Source organism: Mucilaginibacter sp. P4_E8 (assembly GCF_056401495.1).
Genome location: NZ_JBFUJG010000118.1, coordinates 1 through 16,395, shown reverse-complemented (window position 1 = coordinate 16,395; position 16,395 = coordinate 1). Strand labels below are relative to the sequence as shown.

General features: G+C 39.9%; 15 protein-coding genes, 1 other RNA gene and 1 pseudogene. 4 read left to right on the top strand and 13 right to left on the bottom strand.

Annotation, left to right across the window (positions count from 1 at the left end; translation table 11 throughout):
* The 10 genes and pseudogenes from AC1DRQ_RS24765 to AC1DRQ_RS24720 all read right to left on the bottom strand — a co-directional run.
* A pseudogene (locus AC1DRQ_RS24765) lies at positions 1 to 650 on the bottom strand (O-antigen ligase family protein); the annotation flags it as partial.
* On the bottom strand, positions 650 to 799 hold the full coding sequence (locus AC1DRQ_RS24760) for a hypothetical protein (protein ID WP_477427800.1): 150 nt from the start codon (positions 797 to 799) through the stop codon (positions 650 to 652). The gene AC1DRQ_RS24760 and the pseudogene AC1DRQ_RS24765, both read right to left, overlap by 1 nt.
* Positions 789 to 1,982 carry a glycosyltransferase gene (locus AC1DRQ_RS24755; protein ID WP_477427798.1) on the bottom strand — a complete coding sequence of 398 codons (1,194 nt, stop codon included), beginning with the start codon at positions 1,980 to 1,982 and terminating at the stop codon, positions 789 to 791. Before AC1DRQ_RS24755 ends, AC1DRQ_RS24760 begins: the two co-directional genes overlap by 11 nt.
* A 3-nt stretch (positions 1,983 to 1,985) precedes the next feature.
* Positions 1,986 to 4,148: an exopolysaccharide transport family protein gene (locus AC1DRQ_RS24750; RefSeq protein WP_477427796.1), complete on the bottom strand. Its 2,163-nt coding sequence runs from the start codon at positions 4,146 to 4,148 to the stop codon at positions 1,986 to 1,988.
* On the bottom strand, positions 4,149 to 4,841 hold the full coding sequence (locus AC1DRQ_RS24745) for a TolC family protein (protein WP_477427794.1): 693 nt from the start codon (positions 4,839 to 4,841) through the stop codon (positions 4,149 to 4,151).
* Between the two features lie 304 nt (positions 4,842 to 5,145).
* Positions 5,146 to 7,248 carry an LruC domain-containing protein gene (locus AC1DRQ_RS24740; protein WP_477427792.1) on the bottom strand — a complete coding sequence of 701 codons (2,103 nt, stop codon included), beginning with the start codon at positions 7,246 to 7,248 and terminating at the stop codon, positions 5,146 to 5,148.
* A gap of 319 nt (positions 7,249 to 7,567) precedes the next feature.
* A complete protein-coding gene (locus AC1DRQ_RS24735; RefSeq protein WP_477427790.1) occupies positions 7,568 to 8,527 on the bottom strand; it encodes a YpdA family putative bacillithiol disulfide reductase in 960 nt (319 codons plus the stop codon).
* Positions 8,528 to 8,616: 89 nt separating this feature from the next.
* An RNA gene (ffs, locus tag AC1DRQ_RS24730) (signal recognition particle sRNA small type) lies at positions 8,617 to 8,715 on the bottom strand.
* A gap of 101 nt (positions 8,716 to 8,816) precedes the next feature.
* Positions 8,817 to 9,401: a hypothetical protein gene (locus tag AC1DRQ_RS24725; RefSeq protein WP_477427788.1), complete on the bottom strand. Its 585-nt coding sequence runs from the start codon at positions 9,399 to 9,401 to the stop codon at positions 8,817 to 8,819.
* 9 nt (positions 9,402 to 9,410) lie between these two features.
* Positions 9,411 to 10,037, bottom strand: coding sequence for a 2'-5' RNA ligase family protein (locus AC1DRQ_RS24720; protein ID WP_477427786.1), 627 nt, complete (start codon positions 10,035 to 10,037; stop codon positions 9,411 to 9,413).
* A 72-nt stretch (positions 10,038 to 10,109) separates the two neighbouring features.
* Between AC1DRQ_RS24720 and dinB the strand changes: the two genes are divergently transcribed.
* From dinB to AC1DRQ_RS24700, 4 genes are all read left to right on the top strand, one after another.
* On the top strand, positions 10,110 to 11,294 hold the full coding sequence (dinB, locus tag AC1DRQ_RS24715; RefSeq protein WP_429392033.1) for a DNA polymerase IV: 1,185 nt from the start codon (positions 10,110 to 10,112) through the stop codon (positions 11,292 to 11,294).
* 327 nt (positions 11,295 to 11,621) lie between these two features.
* Complete coding sequence (locus AC1DRQ_RS24710) at positions 11,622 to 12,836, top strand: acyltransferase family protein (protein ID WP_477427783.1); 1,215 nt, start codon at positions 11,622 to 11,624, stop codon at positions 12,834 to 12,836.
* 4 nt (positions 12,837 to 12,840) lie between these two features.
* The gene (locus AC1DRQ_RS24705; RefSeq protein WP_477427781.1) at positions 12,841 to 13,875 is read left to right on the top strand and encodes a sensor histidine kinase; all 1,035 of its coding nucleotides are present in this window, start codon (positions 12,841 to 12,843) and stop codon (positions 13,873 to 13,875) included.
* Positions 13,876 to 13,879: 4 nt separating this feature from the next.
* The gene (locus AC1DRQ_RS24700) at positions 13,880 to 14,581 is read left to right on the top strand and encodes a LytR/AlgR family response regulator transcription factor (RefSeq protein WP_477427779.1); all 702 of its coding nucleotides are present in this window, start codon (positions 13,880 to 13,882) and stop codon (positions 14,579 to 14,581) included.
* A 1-nt stretch (position 14,582) separates the two neighbouring features.
* Here the strand turns inward: AC1DRQ_RS24700 and AC1DRQ_RS24695 are convergent, their stop codons facing one another.
* The 3 genes from AC1DRQ_RS24695 to AC1DRQ_RS24685 are packed head-to-tail and all read right to left on the bottom strand — an operon-like array spanning position 14,583 to position 16,214.
* Positions 14,583 to 15,113: a GNAT family N-acetyltransferase gene (locus AC1DRQ_RS24695; protein ID WP_477427777.1), complete on the bottom strand. Its 531-nt coding sequence runs from the start codon at positions 15,111 to 15,113 to the stop codon at positions 14,583 to 14,585.
* Positions 15,114 to 15,139: 26 nt separating this feature from the next.
* Entirely contained in the window at positions 15,140 to 15,730 is a 591-nt protein-coding gene (locus AC1DRQ_RS24690) for a hypothetical protein (RefSeq protein WP_429392046.1), read from the bottom strand.
* Positions 15,717 to 16,214: an RNA polymerase sigma factor gene (locus AC1DRQ_RS24685; RefSeq protein ID WP_477427774.1), complete on the bottom strand. Its 498-nt coding sequence runs from the start codon at positions 16,212 to 16,214 to the stop codon at positions 15,717 to 15,719. Before AC1DRQ_RS24685 ends, AC1DRQ_RS24690 begins: the two co-directional genes overlap by 14 nt.
* Positions 16,215 to 16,395 lie beyond the last annotated feature (181 nt).

Sequence of the window (16,395 nt, the reverse complement as noted above, 5' to 3'; positions counted from 1 at the left end):
ATGTATTCCTGTTTTACAGCATATAGGGCAGCAAACAGGCTCATAGCAAGCCAGATCTTAAATATCAGCCTGATGAATTTTACCGACCTGATATTATACAGGAAAACAAAGTAGCTCAACATGACAATGGCCAGTGATCGTATAGTATATAGCCATGCTATCCTTGATTCTGCTGAGGGGTTTGCGATTTCAAGCAGATTATAAGCTATCCATATCAGTATCATTGTGCTGATAGGGCCTTTCAGTATTTCCCAGTTATGCTCTCTTTTTTGAGCAATCAGTACACCCAGCATCAGCAGCGCCTGCATAACATCCATGATAACACCTATTGGTCCGGATACGCCTATGCGCATCAGTAAAAAAAGCAGGTATGCCATTATCAGCACTACTATAATACCGAATTTAGGATAAACCACAATGGCGTAAACGGCGGGGAGGGCTACAGCTGTTACAATAAACAGCACCCCGAATGTGGCACCGAATTTAGCTATGCCAAAACCTAATACCGCTGCCAACAGGATAAAAAAAGTAATACCCACGCGGTTGTACAGTTTTTCTGCCAGCACTGTTCTCCTTAAGATCTGCCAGAAACCTACAACCTTTTTTGGGGCAAATAGCGGTTCTTTTACTGATAGCTGCGGTTTATCCACTACAGGAATAATATTTTAATGATGAAAAAAAATACACTTATAAATGCCACTACCAATGCTACTATACGCGTAATGTGATCAATTTTACGCTGAGCGGCAGCATCTGGCTTTTTACCTTTTATTGCTTTTTCAGATGGCTCAACTCTCATCGCTTTTTACAATTTGGTCAATGGTGGCGGTATGGTAATGCTGTGTAGCTACAGACCGCTTATTAGCGCCGCGCGCTTTTAATAGAGACAACACCTGGTAAAACATAAACCTGGGGATATTGATGAGCGATTGGTAAACACGTTTATCGGTATCTGATTTGGTTAATGCTAAATAAAATCCACCTATAAATACAGCGAAACCTGCTGTCCATAAAATAAGTGCTGTTGTACTCATGAAAGCATTAATCAGCAGGCATATCACCGAAAGTAACAAGAAGATAAACAGGGGAGGGCGTAATAAAATCAGCCCAAACAGAAACTGGTTAAAGCTGCCTTTAGAAATGCCTTTACCAATAAGCGTAAACCCAAATTTGAAATATCTGAACCAAGTATTGATCCAGCGCGAACGCTGATTAACGAGCTGATGAGGGTTGGTAGTTTTTTCATCGTAAACTATCGCTTTGCCAGTAAAAGCTATCCTAATATTACGGCCAACGATTGCCGATTGCAGTATCTTGTCAAAACCGGCCCCCGTAATATCCAGGTGCTCCAGGCACTCGCGATAAAGCGCCACAGTAAACGCCATCCCTGAACCTGCCAGCGTAGCCGATGAGCCCGCTTTGAACAATATCTTGCCGTCATAAAAATGATAGTAAATATCCCGCGCTGCGTCAAGGCAGGCATAGGTGGTATCCAGGTTTTTTGCTTCGCGGATACCCTGAACGGCTAAATATCCCCGGTTAAAGCATTTGTTCAGTTCGCACAGGTAATCGGGGTGAGCAAGATTATCACTATCAATTATGGTGAGGCGGTCATGTTGGCGTTTGAAATTATTGATGGCATAAAAATGCGACCGTGTATTACTGGCCAGTGTTGTTTCGGGGCGAAGTATGATCACCCGGTCATCATCAAAATGCAACTTGCTTACGTCACATTTGTCAGCTACAATATAGATCAGGTAATTACTGTAGTTGAGCGCAAGCAGTGAGTTTACAGCAGCGGGTATATGTGTAACCTGCTCGTAAGCCGTTATAATAATGGCGTAATCGGCCTCCTGTTCCTCATCAGAAAGCGCTGCGTTGCTTTTTTTTAATAACGACAAAAGATAGATGCAAACAGGTAAAACAAGATTGTAGCCAATCAGTACCTGTAACAAAATCCATATGATTGCTATCACCGTCATTTTTTAGGTTGATTCAAGGTTTGTTAGCTCATCCCGGTTAACTGTGTTAAGGATCCATCCGCAAAATTTATCATGCAGGTTTTTAAGGTAAGCTATATGTTCCCTGTCTGTACGACTGATGGTTTTTCCGGCTTCAAAAACAGTTATTACCTTATCGGCAAACATGGTCCATTCCTTTGATTTATTCAGTGTTTCCAGTGCTGGAGCTTCAATAATGATTACATCAAAGGCTGTTTTCAGAGCTGATAGTTTTAAGCCTATTTGCTGAACATCGCTTTCCTCAAGTAAAGACCTGCCATGTCCTTTATTTCCAAGTAATGAGATCCGGGTATTTGCTTGTAGTAAAGACACATCATCGGAACCTTTTAAGAAGTCTTCCAGATAAACTTTAGTTTGGGTTGAATTTGTAATATCGGGATTGTTAAAATTGCCATCTATCAATAACACTTTTTTGTTGATAGATGCGTAAGCATAGGCCAGGTTTATAGCTAAAAAAGTTTTTCCCTCAGCCTTTGTTATGCTATTGATAAGCAATGTTTTGCCGCTGGCAAGCTCATTATCTACCTCAAACCTTATGGACTGCATCAGGTTTCTGAATTGCTTAAATTCATCTGTTTCGGTTTGCCCGTTCCAAATATCTTTCAGATCAATTGATTTGCTCTTGAGCAAATTAAGGTAGCCTAAAACAGGTATTTTGGTACGGTTGGCAAGTTCATGCGGATTTTTAATAGAATGATCAAAAAAGAACAGGATAAACAACACAACAATACAAAAGGCAAAACTGATAATGAAGCTCAGAATTACCAGTAGCATTTTTTTTGAGGGTAGGGCAATTCCGGGTTCTGCTCTTTCTATCAACCGTAGCTGGGTAGAAAAATTGGATACCATACTGGCCTGGTTATACCTTTGTAATATTTCAAGGTATTCCTGACTCGCTACGCTGATGGCACTTTCATAAGCCTGTATGGTACCTTCATGAGGTACAAGGCCGTTAAATTCATTATATAAGCGTGAGAGTTCGCCATCTATGGAACCTGTGCTGTGTTTTGCAAGCTGATGTTGGATCTGTAAGCCCAATTTCTGATCAATCAGGTCTTTTTTTGTTGACATTGGGTTTAAAACATACTTATCAGACAATTGCGAAAGCTGCGTTGATACGACTTTATTAAGCGAGTCGATCCGGGTTTTGTATTTTGGGTCAAAATTGTTCTGAACATATTTGTCATTCGCGGCCTGCAGTTCATCCCTGGTTGACAGGAGTTGCTGGGTTACAGCAATTTTACTGCTTTCCAAATATTTACGGTCGGCAGGGTTAAATTGTTGATCAATGTTATTGATGGCAGCCTGCGTAGCCTGTATGTTTTTTTGTGCTTCCTCCCGGCGGGTTTCAAAATCGGCCATCTGCCCATATATACTTTTGGCTTTTTCGTTAAGATTAAGTACGTGATTCCTGATTTTGTATGCTTTCAGGTTGGCCATTCTTTTGTTCAAGGAATCTTCTTTGGCACGTAAAAGCGCACCTAAAAAACCTACAGCCTTACGCTGGTTTTCCTTTACCAGCAGGGTGTAATAGTCAATAAATTCTATGCAAAGGATATTCACCACAATGGCAGATAATTCAGCATTTTCCGAATCAAAGTGAACCGTGATATAATCACTATTTTGAACCCTGTAAACCTGCAGCGTTTTAAGTATCGACTGATCATCATAATGCATAGATACCACCAATTTATTTAACCGGTTTTGGTCAGGATTAAATAAGGAAAGGCCGTCGCGGGTTTTATACAAACTGGTAAGAGTGCTCACGGCACGCTGTTTTTCGTTTGTGCTTAATTCTTTAAACAAAGGGCTTGGGTCACGGTAAGGCTTATCACTCGTTAAATCATGTATGATCAGTTTGTATGCAAGCTGATCGAGCATTTTTTTGGATCTCAGCATCTCGGTAAGATTGCTGAACTCCTGGTTTATCTGTGATTCCTGCGCATTGTTATTATTTAAAAGTTGCTGTGTCTGATCAACTATTCCGGTTGCAATTCGGGCCTCAGATGAGTAGGAGTCAGGCTGATTATGCACCAGGAAATAAGTAATAATAACGGTAATTACCGGAATGACAATTAGTGTTAGTTTATGCCTTTTAAGGATTTTGAAAAAATCACTAAATTCCATCTATTTTATGTTTTCCAGTTTAGTACCTAATAGTTCTTCAAGGTCAGCCTTAGCAGTGAAAAGATTAGCTTCAGCCTGTATCTTGGTTTGCTGGTGTTCGGTATATTGTATTTGCATTTTGTTATAATCTTCAAAAGTCAATTCGCCTTTTTGAAACCTGTACTTAGCGTCCTTTAACGCACTTTCAGTCTCCAGGGTTGACCTTGTTTGTAATTTCACCTCGGCTCCGCGTTGTATATACATATAATATCTCTTTTTAACTTCGGTAGTAAGGGTTATAAAATATTCGTCCTGGTCGTTATGGGCTATAATAAGTTCCTCCCTGGCCTGTTTGATAAGCRACGGCTGCGAAACTAACGCACCGATGTTTACAAATACCCCTGCCTGAAAGCCCCTGAAATAGCTGGTTGTAGGGTTTGCAGGATCAACGCCATTATTAACGCCTGGCTGGTATATATAGGAAACAGTAAATGCATTAAGCAACCCGGCTTTTGTTTTAGATATATTGGAATTAGCAATATTGATGCGGTTTTGATAGGAACGTACCCTGGGGTAGTTCTTTTTAGCTGTATCTATCAGTTTGTTGACATAAGTATCAGATAGGTCTTGGATAATGCTTAATTGTGCCTTTGCGTCTGGTCGAAAGAAAAGATTTAACAGGAAAATAAGAATTAGAAATTTTTTAAAAGACATAGTTATTCTTTTTGCTATTTAATGACCATTAGGCCATCTGCCCGTCCTTAAATATGTTATTGGCATATCTACGGGAATGCTTCACATTTTGTTTAGTAAATGACATCAATTTTTATATAAAAGTTAAAGCTCTCCTGTGAATGCTTTCTTTTCTTTAAAATATTGATGATTGTTTTATGTTAACAAGCTAAGTAGGATGAAATCCAAAAAGGGAATGAGTTCTGAGCTTCGCGAAATGAAAATACTTGAGAGGATGATGTTAATAAGGTATCCTCCCAAGTATTATAAGGTTTAGTTGATAATGTTATTTAGTATATAAAAAGCTTGTATTGCGATAGCCAGATGCCGTGTTGCTGTACCAATCGGTGTAAGTAGTACCGCCAGACGCTGCCCATTCGGCAAAGTGAAGATATGCTTTAGTTATGCTCGCCCCTTCAATTGGATATTGAATGGCTGTTGTATAACTTATCGCCCATGGACCGTTCTCTTTTGATAAGTAATATTTACCACTTGCCGGTACTGAAGCATCATCATCTGTGTTAAACAGTTTGGTGTCGACTTTATCGGTTGGCGCATAACCGGGCAGGTGAACTTCGTAACCACGGCGCAGGTTGCTTATCAGGAACGGATTAAACGATGACGCTGTAAGGTTTGCCTGATCAACCGGAGAAGTAAAGTTAACCGTTACTGTAGTGGTTGTACCGTCTACCTTGTCTTTTGTTGGCACGGTATTGATCAGGTACGAATTGTCTGGATACTTCAAAACATTGTCATGATTATCAAACGGAATGATAACCGCTTTGCTTTGGCCGCTTTCAACACCGTTTGATGCCATTGTAATGTAGTTACTTGTAATTTTTTGCCCTGTTACTGATGATACTGCTGAGGCAGCTACAGGCAGTTGTACACCAAAGCCATTTTTAAATGATGCTCCTGCAGCTACTGGCACAAAGTCGCCACTTAATGATACCACCTGGTTTTTGGCATTGCTAATAAAAGTGTAGCGGTAGTTAACTATAAGATCATTTAGGTCATAATCGCCTTTTTTTGGCCAGTTATCTTCAAAAGAAACCTGAGCATAAGTACTTGATGAAGGATAATAACTAATATATGCTTTTGTAGCATCATTTGGATAAGCGTCTAATTCGTCAAGTACCCCATCGCCGTCTTTATCGCCGCCATCATCAATAGCAGGAATACCATCATTAGATATTGCGGTTATAGGGTTGGCGGTAGCGTAAACAACAAGGTCATTAAAATCGTTGTCGGAGCCCGATTGACGGTTGACGTCATCAAATCCCATCAGGAATAATTTATGAACAGCATCATACAGTACAACGCTATGTTTGCGGGCAGCTGCGGTAGATTCCGGGTTCAGTTTATCGTTTGAGTAAAATTTGGTTGCACTGGTATTCACACCGCTGCCTGTCCACGCGTCCTGGAACAATACAAATGCAATGGTTGTACCGGCTTCAAAAGTACCAAGTTTTACCTTATCGCCGCTTTTTAAGCCGCCACCTGAGCCAGAGGCCGAAGCATTAGGGAAAATATAAGTAACTTCATCAATACCGCCGAACAATGTTCCGCCGGTTGCCTGTGTTGGCGGGCTGTTGGTTTTGTATGTATAGTAGCCCAGCGAGTTTTTAAAACCAGCTCCCTCAGATACAAAAGTTATCCATACGTCAGATTTCGCTGTTACGTTGATAGTTGATGTAACTGATGACGTAAGGTATTCAGGATGAGTGGTGGTTAATGGTTTTGCTTCGGGCAGAGAAGCATTGATATAGGATAATAATGATGCGTCAATAACATCACCTGTACTTAGCAAATAAGCCGGACGTCCCTGATTGTTTGGATTTGTGAATGCATTTGAAGCTGAGTAGCCGGTTGGATAAGAGTAATCTACACCCAACAAGCCTTGTGTGTGTAAACCCGAAGTTGGTGCATTGCCGGTTGTTTTAACAGTTACATCTTCAGGGATAATATCGCCAGAGTAACCTTCAGCGCCACCTATAACCACGGTTGTTGAAGTGCCGTTAATAGACGCCGTAGCGTTGCGGATTAAACCAACATACGAGGGGTCAATAACCAGTTGGGTAAGATAGGAGGGTACCGTAACTTTACCTTGTAGTTTACCGGCGGCATCAGTCACACCTTTAAATATAGGAGCTTCGGTATTTGCAGAGTTGTAAACGCTGACTACCACGCCTTTCAGCGCCTGATTGTTATTAGAAAGAAGCGTGACACTGAGGTTTACTTCTTTTGATGTTGTGAAATTAAACCCGTCAGGAGCGATTTTCTCTACTGGAGGAATAATGACGTTGTTATCCGGCGTGCGGTTCTCCTTTTTACAGGATATAAATCCGGTAGTTAAAATTATTAACAGAAGGGTATTTAATTTTTTCATGTAAATTAATTAGTATTGTTATACGCACTTAGCCAACTTTTGTTCCAATATTATATAACCTTCATTTTATATATAAAAAGCTGCGAATAGTGTGGAGTGAGAAGTATATGAGCGGCATTATTTTCTACACATGGTGGGGAATTTTTGCTTTTTGAGCAACTTGAGTGGGATTCAAACAAGATGTTACACCATTGCTTATGCTTTCATAAATAATGGAAATTAAAATATCTTAAGTGATATTTATTAAAAATAATATCTGTTGCAAGTTGGGGTTGGTGTAATTATAAATTAACATTACAAATTAATTTATAATTTAAGATCATTCATCCTTTGCCACAATATCATTAATAATCATATCGGCGTGGATACGGGAGTTTTCAATAAACCATAAATGGGTATCCATACCACCACAAACTACACCGGCCAAGTATAAACCGGGCAGGTTGGTTTCCATGGTTTCGTGATTGTATTGCGGAATGAACTTATCTTCAGATAGTATGATGCCCAATTTTTTCAGGAAATTGAAATTAGGTTTATAGCCCGTCATAGCCATTACATAATCGTTGGGGATGGTGATTATTCCTTCGGGAGTTTTAATATCTACTTCATGCTCGCGGATAGCCTGAAGGTTGGAGTTAAAATAAGCCTTAATACAGCCTTCTTTTATCCGGTTGATGATATCGGGGCGTACCCAATACTTTACACGGTTGCTGATCTCGCTGCCACGTACCACTAAAGTAACTTCGGCGCCTTTACGATAGGTTTCGAGGGCAACATCAATGGCCGAATTACTGGAACCAACCACTACCACTTTTTGCAGGGTATAATAATGCGGATCCTGGTAATAGTGTTTTACTTTTGGCAGGTCCTCGCCGGGGATATCTAAATTAACCGCGATATCATAAAAACCGGTAGAAAGTATTACTCTTTTAGCCTGATAGCTTTTTTTGCTGGTGGTTATAGTATAGGTGCCATTTTCATTTGTTACGTTGGTAACCTCCTCAAATAAATTAATAGGCAGATGGTTTGAAAGAGCAACCCTACGGTAATACTCCAATGCATCGGCACGGGTGGGTTTATTGTGTACGGTGACAAATGGCACCCCGCCGATCTCCAGTTTCTCGGAGGTGGAGAAAAAAGTCATGGTTGACGGATAATTGTATAGTGAGTTAACCAGGCAGCCTTTTTCAACAATAACAAAACTTAAACCTGCTTTTTGAGCTGCCAAACCGCAAGCTAAACCAATTGGGCCGCCGCCTATAATGAGTATATCGAGCATTTATATATTATTAAGACTTTTAAAGAAATTTGAAACCCGCAGAAGGTTTTAAGCCTTTTTGCCATGCCGGCAAAAATAAGAAAATAAAAAAAGGGTAAGCTACTTTTATCGCGCCGCTCAACTCTCTACCCTTGCTGCGTTCCCGCCCTGGGGGAGTTCAAGAGGAGCTGGCCGTAAAAGACTTACCCCGGCGCAAATATAGAAAAAGGTTTGCTTTTGGTTAATAAATTGTTAAAAAAAGATAATTATCTATTGTTTAGACCATTATCTTTTTGATCGCTTACTTTTATTAAAGTATAGCGGGGGAAGGAGTTGATCCTTTACTTAAATGTAGCCTTTTATATTCCTTATAATGGTCAAACAGTTTGCCGCTTTCCTTTTCTAATATGGTCAGGAAATCAACTTTAAATGAATCTTTATATTCAATTTTTTGAAAATAGGGCCATAAAGTATTAAAAAACACAGTAGGTATTTTCCTGGTAATGGTAATATGGGGGTTGAGCCTTCTATTTATCCTTAATGCCTGTTTAATACTATCGAACCAATATTTTGTTTCTTCATCTAACTCTAAAGCCGCATAAATAGTCCTGAAATTTGGTCCATGTACAAAAAAATCAAAACCGGTGATCTTTAATTCATGAGAGGGTATGGTTCTGATCTTGAAATCCATCAATTCGTAAAATGCCCTTAACGCGATGGGTTTTTGCGTAAACTTGTCAACTTCATCCCTGATAAAGTCAACAGAAATATGCGCTTTGGCATACATGCCAGGAAATTTCCCTATGTGTTTACCACATGAGCGCTTGAACGCGTTTATTTTTTTATCCACATGCTCAGGAGCCGGAATAATGGTGAGGTAATCTTTGTAATCCATGATGTTTGGTTAAAAAAGATTGATTTGATTTTGTAGTGTTATGTCAGCAATAGCTTGTTTGCTGATAATAGCTTCTGCATTTAATGATCCTTTATTACTTTTAAACTCAAAAGTTTTAAATGCCATCCATTGGGGCGAGGGTGTAAATGTTTCGCGCTTCAGTATCTTAAGCTCATTTACCCAGAACGGCTCTACCAGTTTTTTATGTCTGAAATTGGGCCACAACAGGTTAAAATCATTCTCCGGAATATCCCTCACTACGGTAATATGCGGTATGATTGTTTTTTTAATGCTTAGTTTTTTCTTTAACAAGGTAAACCATTCATCAACCGAGGGCGTGATCCTGATATGCGCATAAATGGTCATCTTGCTATGCAGATGGGTGAAATATTTAAACCCGTCTACATGTAATAAAACCGGTGGTATTTCATTTATGCTTTTTTCGAGTTTTAAATGATTAGTATCCGCCATAAATGGTTTCTGACGTTCTAAATGATGTACAGAGATATGCGCCGGCGAATCCATGCTTTTGTAATTGCCAATTAATTTAGCAGAAGCTTTTTTATAACGGGTAATTTCGTGTTTCACATGCTCAGGCGGCGAAAGCAGCATTAAATAATCCTCATACATATACATGGCAGCTGTTTTTAATAAAACAAAAATGCTAATATTTGTAGTAAATTACAAGATTAATTTTCATATTTGTGCATGGATGCTAAGCGGCATATAGTACATATTGATCTTGATTCCTTCTTTGTATCGGTTGAGCGTAAGTTTAATCCCGAACTGATAGGCAAGGCGGTGATCATTGGTGGCTCTGCCGAAAGGGGAGTGGTGGCCTCGTGTAGTTATGAGGCGCGTAAATATGGCGTGCACTCGGCTATGCCTACCCGTCAGGCTTTAAAGCTTTGTCCACATGCTATTGTGCTCCATGGCACGCATGGCCGCTATTCAGAGGCATCGCGCGAGGTAACACAGATCATCCATGACTCGGTACCGCTTTATCAAAAAACTTCTGTTGATGAGTTTTATATTGATTTAACCGGTATGGAGCGTTTTTATGATTGTTACCAGATAGCATCAAATCTGCGTCAGAAAATTATCAGGGAAACCGGGCTTCCCATATCCTTTGGTATGGCTTCGGGGAAAACAGTAGCAAAAATGGCAACCAACCAGGCTAAACCCAACGGAGAATTATTTATTAAACATGGTGAGGAAATTCAGTTTTTAGCACCGCTGAACATCGGAAAAATACCCGGGCTTGGCGAAAGCACCTGCCAAAAATTGTACCAGTACGGTATTGAAAAAATTGGCGACCTTCAAAAAACAAACATCCGTTTCCTGGAAGCGGTTTTTGGTAAGGCAGGCAGGTATCTTTGGGAAAAGGCTCATGGTATTGATGACAGTGAGATAGTGCCGTACTCCGACCGTAAATCCATATCAACCGAGCATACTTTTAACAATAATATAAACGACCAGCGTACATTGGAAACCATCCTGGTATCCATGACTGAAGAACTATCGGGCAAGTTGCGCCGGGAAAATAAGCTATCATCATGTATGGCTATAAAAATACGCTATGCTAATTTTGAAACCCATACCCAGCAACAAAAAATACCGCTTACCGCGGCCGAGCATATCCTGATACCCGGAGTAAAGAACCTGCTTAAAATGGCATGGAACCAGCACCGGCCCATCCGGCTGATAGGGGTAAGGCTTAGCAATTTATGCACAGGCAGCTACCAGATCAATTTATTTGAGGATAATGAGGAGCGCATCAGGCTTTACCAGGCGATGGATAAAATCAACTTTAAGTTTGGCGATAAAACCGTTTGCCGCGCCGCGGGGATGGAAATAGGGACACGGAATTTTAATCCTTTTCTTAAAGATTGAGTGCTGGTTATTTGAACCTTCTGGCTCAGGATCCCTTTCAGGAGACCCTGAGCGAATAGAAAATATCATTTCGAAAGAGCCAGCGGGAGGAATGAGGGTAGTGCGAAAGAGAAACTATCTCTTGAGCGATAGCGAAAAATCTTCTACACCATGCAAAGTTCGTATGAAAAGTTGTATAAGATTTCTCTCTACGTTCGAAATGACAAGGTTTTTTGTTCCAGAACCGCGCTTTGTTTAATACCATTGGTCACCGGTTCATAACCATTGGTCAAAATAATTTTACCCGGCCGCTTACGGTTGCTTCTTTTGATCAAAAAAAGAAACAACATGGAAACCACACAACGTCAAAGCTACCTGGACTGGTTAAGGATCTTCTCCATAGCAGGTGTATTAATTCTTCATTCGGCCATGCCTTATGCCGCTGGCGAAACCTGGCATATCCGCAATAAGGAAACCAGCGATCTGCTTACTTATTTCATTGCTTTTTTACACTTATTCAGGATGCCGCTGTTGTTTTTTATCAGTGGTACAGTAAGTTATTACATGATGCAGCACCGCAGCGCCTTGAGTTTTATTGGGTTACGTTGCACCCGTTTACTTATTCCTTTGCTGGTAGGGATGTTCATTATAGTGCCTCCGCAAATCTACATGGAACGCTTAACACAAGGCTTTACAGGCAATTACTGGGAATTTTACAAAACCGTATTTGAGTTTAAACCCTATCCGCTGGGTGGAAGTTTTAGCTGGCACCACCTTTGGTTTATCGCCTACCTGTTTATATACGACCTGGTGTTCGCTCCATTTTTTATGTGGATGATATCTGATAAAAGCAACAATGTTAAACAGGCCCTGCATCGCTTAAGTAAAGGCAAGCTTGTATATCTTTTAGCTATTCCATCTATCATATGGTATGCGCTGCTAAGCAAACGACTCCCCGAAACCGGCGACCTGGTGCATGACGGCTGCTATTTTGTTTACTGGCTGCTTTTTGTGCTGGCTGGTTTTATATGTATCCTAATTCCTTCGCTAATGGATAGTTTGCAGCGTAATCGCCGTTTTGCCATAAGCATAGGTTTTGTGAGCCTGATGATGTACTATTACGTGTGGTTTAACGATGCAAAGCTACCGTTTGTACCCGATGCTATATGGCCRCTGTTTTCCGCCGCTTTACGCCCCGTTATTGCATGGGGTTGGGTGCTGGGCTTTATTGGATATGGCAAACAATATCTTAACCGTTCGCATCGCATCTTGAATTATTTAAATCAGGCTGTGTATCCTTTTTATATCCTGCATCAAACAGTAATTGTTATTTTAGCTTATTACATTACCCGGTCGGCTGGCGATACTGTTATCATGAAATACATTTTTACTGTAGTTGTTACTTTATTTATTACCATGGGTATTTTCCATTTTTTTGTGAAGCCATACCCAGTGATCCGTTTCCTGTTTGGTATGAAGCCATCAAACAGCGTTAAGAAAAAAGGTGCAGTAGCCAATAAAGTGCTTACCGTAAAAGAACCATTAACAGAAGTTGCAATTTAAAGTGATGACAAGGCAACGATTTTTAAGATCTATTTTTCCGGCATTATATGGCTTGCTCGTTTATGCTACAATCAGGTTGTTGCAGGACACCGAAAGTGGTTCCCATTTCTGGAACAGGCCACTGCTGCTTAATTCTCTGGAGGCTGGATTAAGCATAGTGGTAGGGTACTTAAATATATATATGATCAACCGCGTTTGTGATCATAATGACCAGCGCCAATCTGAGCATAAATTAACTTCATCATTACTATGGCGTGAAATATTACTGCTCGCAGGTATGAATACGCTGGTAGTCAATTTAATATTTACCCCAATGGCGTCAGCTACAGATGATGGTTTATCATGGAGCGATCTGGTTAGTATTAATGTAGTACCGCTGTTATATGTTCTTATTTATTATGGGGTTATTCGTAGTGGCAAGTTTTTAAAAGCGTATGTTCAGCATCAGCTGCTTGTTGAAAAACTGACCAACGACCAACTGGAAACCGAACTTAAATTTTTAAAAGCACAATATCATCCGCACTTTTTGTTTAACGCGCTAAATACCATTTACTTTCAAATGGATGAGGATGTGCAAGGGGCCAAAAAAAGTACAGAATTGCTATCCAGCTTGTTAAGGTATCAGCTTTATGACCAGCAACAGCAAGTCTCTATAAGGCAGGAACTGGAGTATCTCCAAAATTACATCCAGCTTCAAAAGATCAGAGCGAGTAAAAAAATGAACTTGAATGTATATTTTGATGAACTGTTGGCTGATCAGCAGATTTACCCGTTACTTTTACTGCCCTTGGTTGAAAATGCGTTTAAATATGCAGGAGGAAAATATGGAATTGATATTACTGCTAAGGTGAGCAATGATGTTTTTGTTTTTTCCGTCTCCAACGATGTTCCTGCCCAAATGATATCTCCGGATAATTATAGCGGTATTGGGCATGAGAATTTGAAACGGCGCCTGCACTTGCTTTATCCTGAAAAGCACAGGTTGGTAGCCGGCCGGCAGGGAGATCGTTATATAGCAGAACTGGAATTAAATTTTTAAAAGGATGAACCCGATCAGTTGCATTATTACCGATGATGAACCTTTTGCCCGGAAAGGCCTGGAGGGATATGTACTTAAAACCGGCTTTTTTGATTTGAAAGCACAATGCGAAGATGCTATGGAGCTTGGTGCGGTGTTAGCACAACAACCGGTCGACTTGCTTTTTCTGGATATTCAAATGCCGCATTTAACTGGTGTCGACTTTATAAAATCGTTACCAAATCCGCCTAAAGTGATTTTTACTACCGCTTTTAAAGAATATGCAACGGATGGTTTTGACCTGGATGTGCTTGATTATTTGCTAAAGCCTATTTCTTTTGAGCGTTTTATGAAAGCAGCTTTTAAGGCTAAAGATTACTTTGAGCTCAGGAACAATAGTAATGATGCAGACTACCTGTTTGTAAAAAGCGAAGGAAAGCTTGAAAAAGTGGTGTTTGATGAAGTATTGTACATAAAAGGGATGGAGAACTATGTAGAGATCCATACTTTAAATAGAAGAATAATTACGCATAGCACTTTAAAAGCACTGACAGACAAACTGCCTCAACGTAAATTTTTACAAACGCATAAATCTTACATTATTGCGCACAGTAAAATTACTTCTATTGAGGGAAACATGCTCAATATAGGCCAACATCAGGTACCTATAAGCAGGCAATTGAGAGAACAGGTAATGCATGCACTCATCAATCAAAACAGACATTGATTTATTTAGTCAGATCCTTTTTCATTAGCAGGTCAGTTTGCTTATCGTTACCTAACATGAACGGATGGCTGCTAAATACCTTAAAACCGTTTTTCTCGTAAAAACCAATGGCTTTATGGTTATGTTCCCATACACCAAGCCAAACATATTGAAGGCCCTTATCCTGTGCTGTTTGTATAGCGAAGTTTAATAGCTGATAACCAATTTTTTTGCCATGATGTTCGGCCACTACATAAATACGTTCTACTTCAAGGGATGGGCTTTCCTGAAGTTCAGTTTGGGCGGCATTTAAATTTATTTTGATATAACCGGCAATCTGGCCATCAAGCATGGCAAAATAAAAATATGAATCAGGATTGTTAAGCTCGTCTTGTATTTTTTGTTGGGTAAACGCAGTTGAGGCGTAGGCCTCCATGTTTTCCGGAGCATTTAAATGCGCAAAAAAATCAAAAAAGGTTTTTCTGCTGAATGTAAGCAAGGTATCCGCATCAGCTATTGTAGCCTTTTGTAGGGTGATAATATTATCCGTCATTGGGTTAATTAGGGAGATGAAAATACTTAGTCAAATTGTTCCTTGAGGCGCACCAGGCGGTCTATCATCAGGTTAAGCTTTTCTTCCTCATTTTTAAACATACGTGGCTTTAAATAAAACGTGGTGAACAAAAACCATATAATTATTGAACCATAAGTAAGGAGTTTAAACGGTAGAGAAGAGGTTGACAGTACTTCTGCAAAGTATAGTGCAAGCCCCGTACTGATCAACAATATATAAATGTAATAGAACCAGCCGATAATTTTTGTTCTTGTCTTTTGGTAGGCCTTTAAGCCGTCAAGGTATTCGGAGGGATTAAGAGTGGCATCGCGCTTGCTTAGTATATGGTAGTGCCTTACAATGAGCGACAGGTACATGAGCATGGTGACCAACACAATTAAAATACCCACTGTAGTGACCCACGAGTTAAAGGCCAGGAAAAATGTAACAACAAAAGCAAATACAGCTATTGCTGCCATGGCTATAATAGTCCAGTACAACCTTGTAGTTATGCTGCGAATCCCCTTCTTTACCTGCTTCAGCACCTCATCCACTGAAAGCTGATCTGGTTTTGGCTGTCCCTGCCAAACCGACATCAAATGATCAAAGTCTTTCATACTGGTTATATAATTCTGTTAATTTTTGTTTTATACGATAAATCTTCACCCTCAGGTTCCCTTCTGATATGCCCGAAATTTCAGCTATTTCGGGGTATGGCACTTCATCAAGCACCATTGTTATTATAATTCTTTCTGATTCTTCCAATTTTGATATACACTTATACAGCAAAGCCACCTTCTCGTTTTTATCCGATAGTTCTTCCCTTTTTGTTTCGGCTATTTGCGGAGTAAGCTCGTCTTTAGCCTGTCGTTTTTCTGATCGTAAGTAGGTTAAACAAGTATTTACGGCAATGCGGTATATCCAGGTTGATATCATAGCCTGGTTTCGGAATTTTTCTAAATTTTGCCAAACTTTTAAAAAGGTTTCCTGCAACAGGTCATTGGCGGCATCATCATCGCCGGTATAACCATAGCATAAATGGAATATCTTTTTAGAATTAGCTTCATATATTTGCTTGAATGCTGCTTCTTTGTTGGCCACTGTGTTAATAGAGTTTTAAATTTAGATTACATTTATACCTATATGTTACAACAGATAATCATTCTTTTTAAACCATCCGAGTTTTTGTTCCGCATCAGCTATTAAGGTGTTATAGCTCTCCGCATAATCATATTGCAGGTCCTCATGCAGTTTAATTATCAAATTACGCACTTTTTCTACC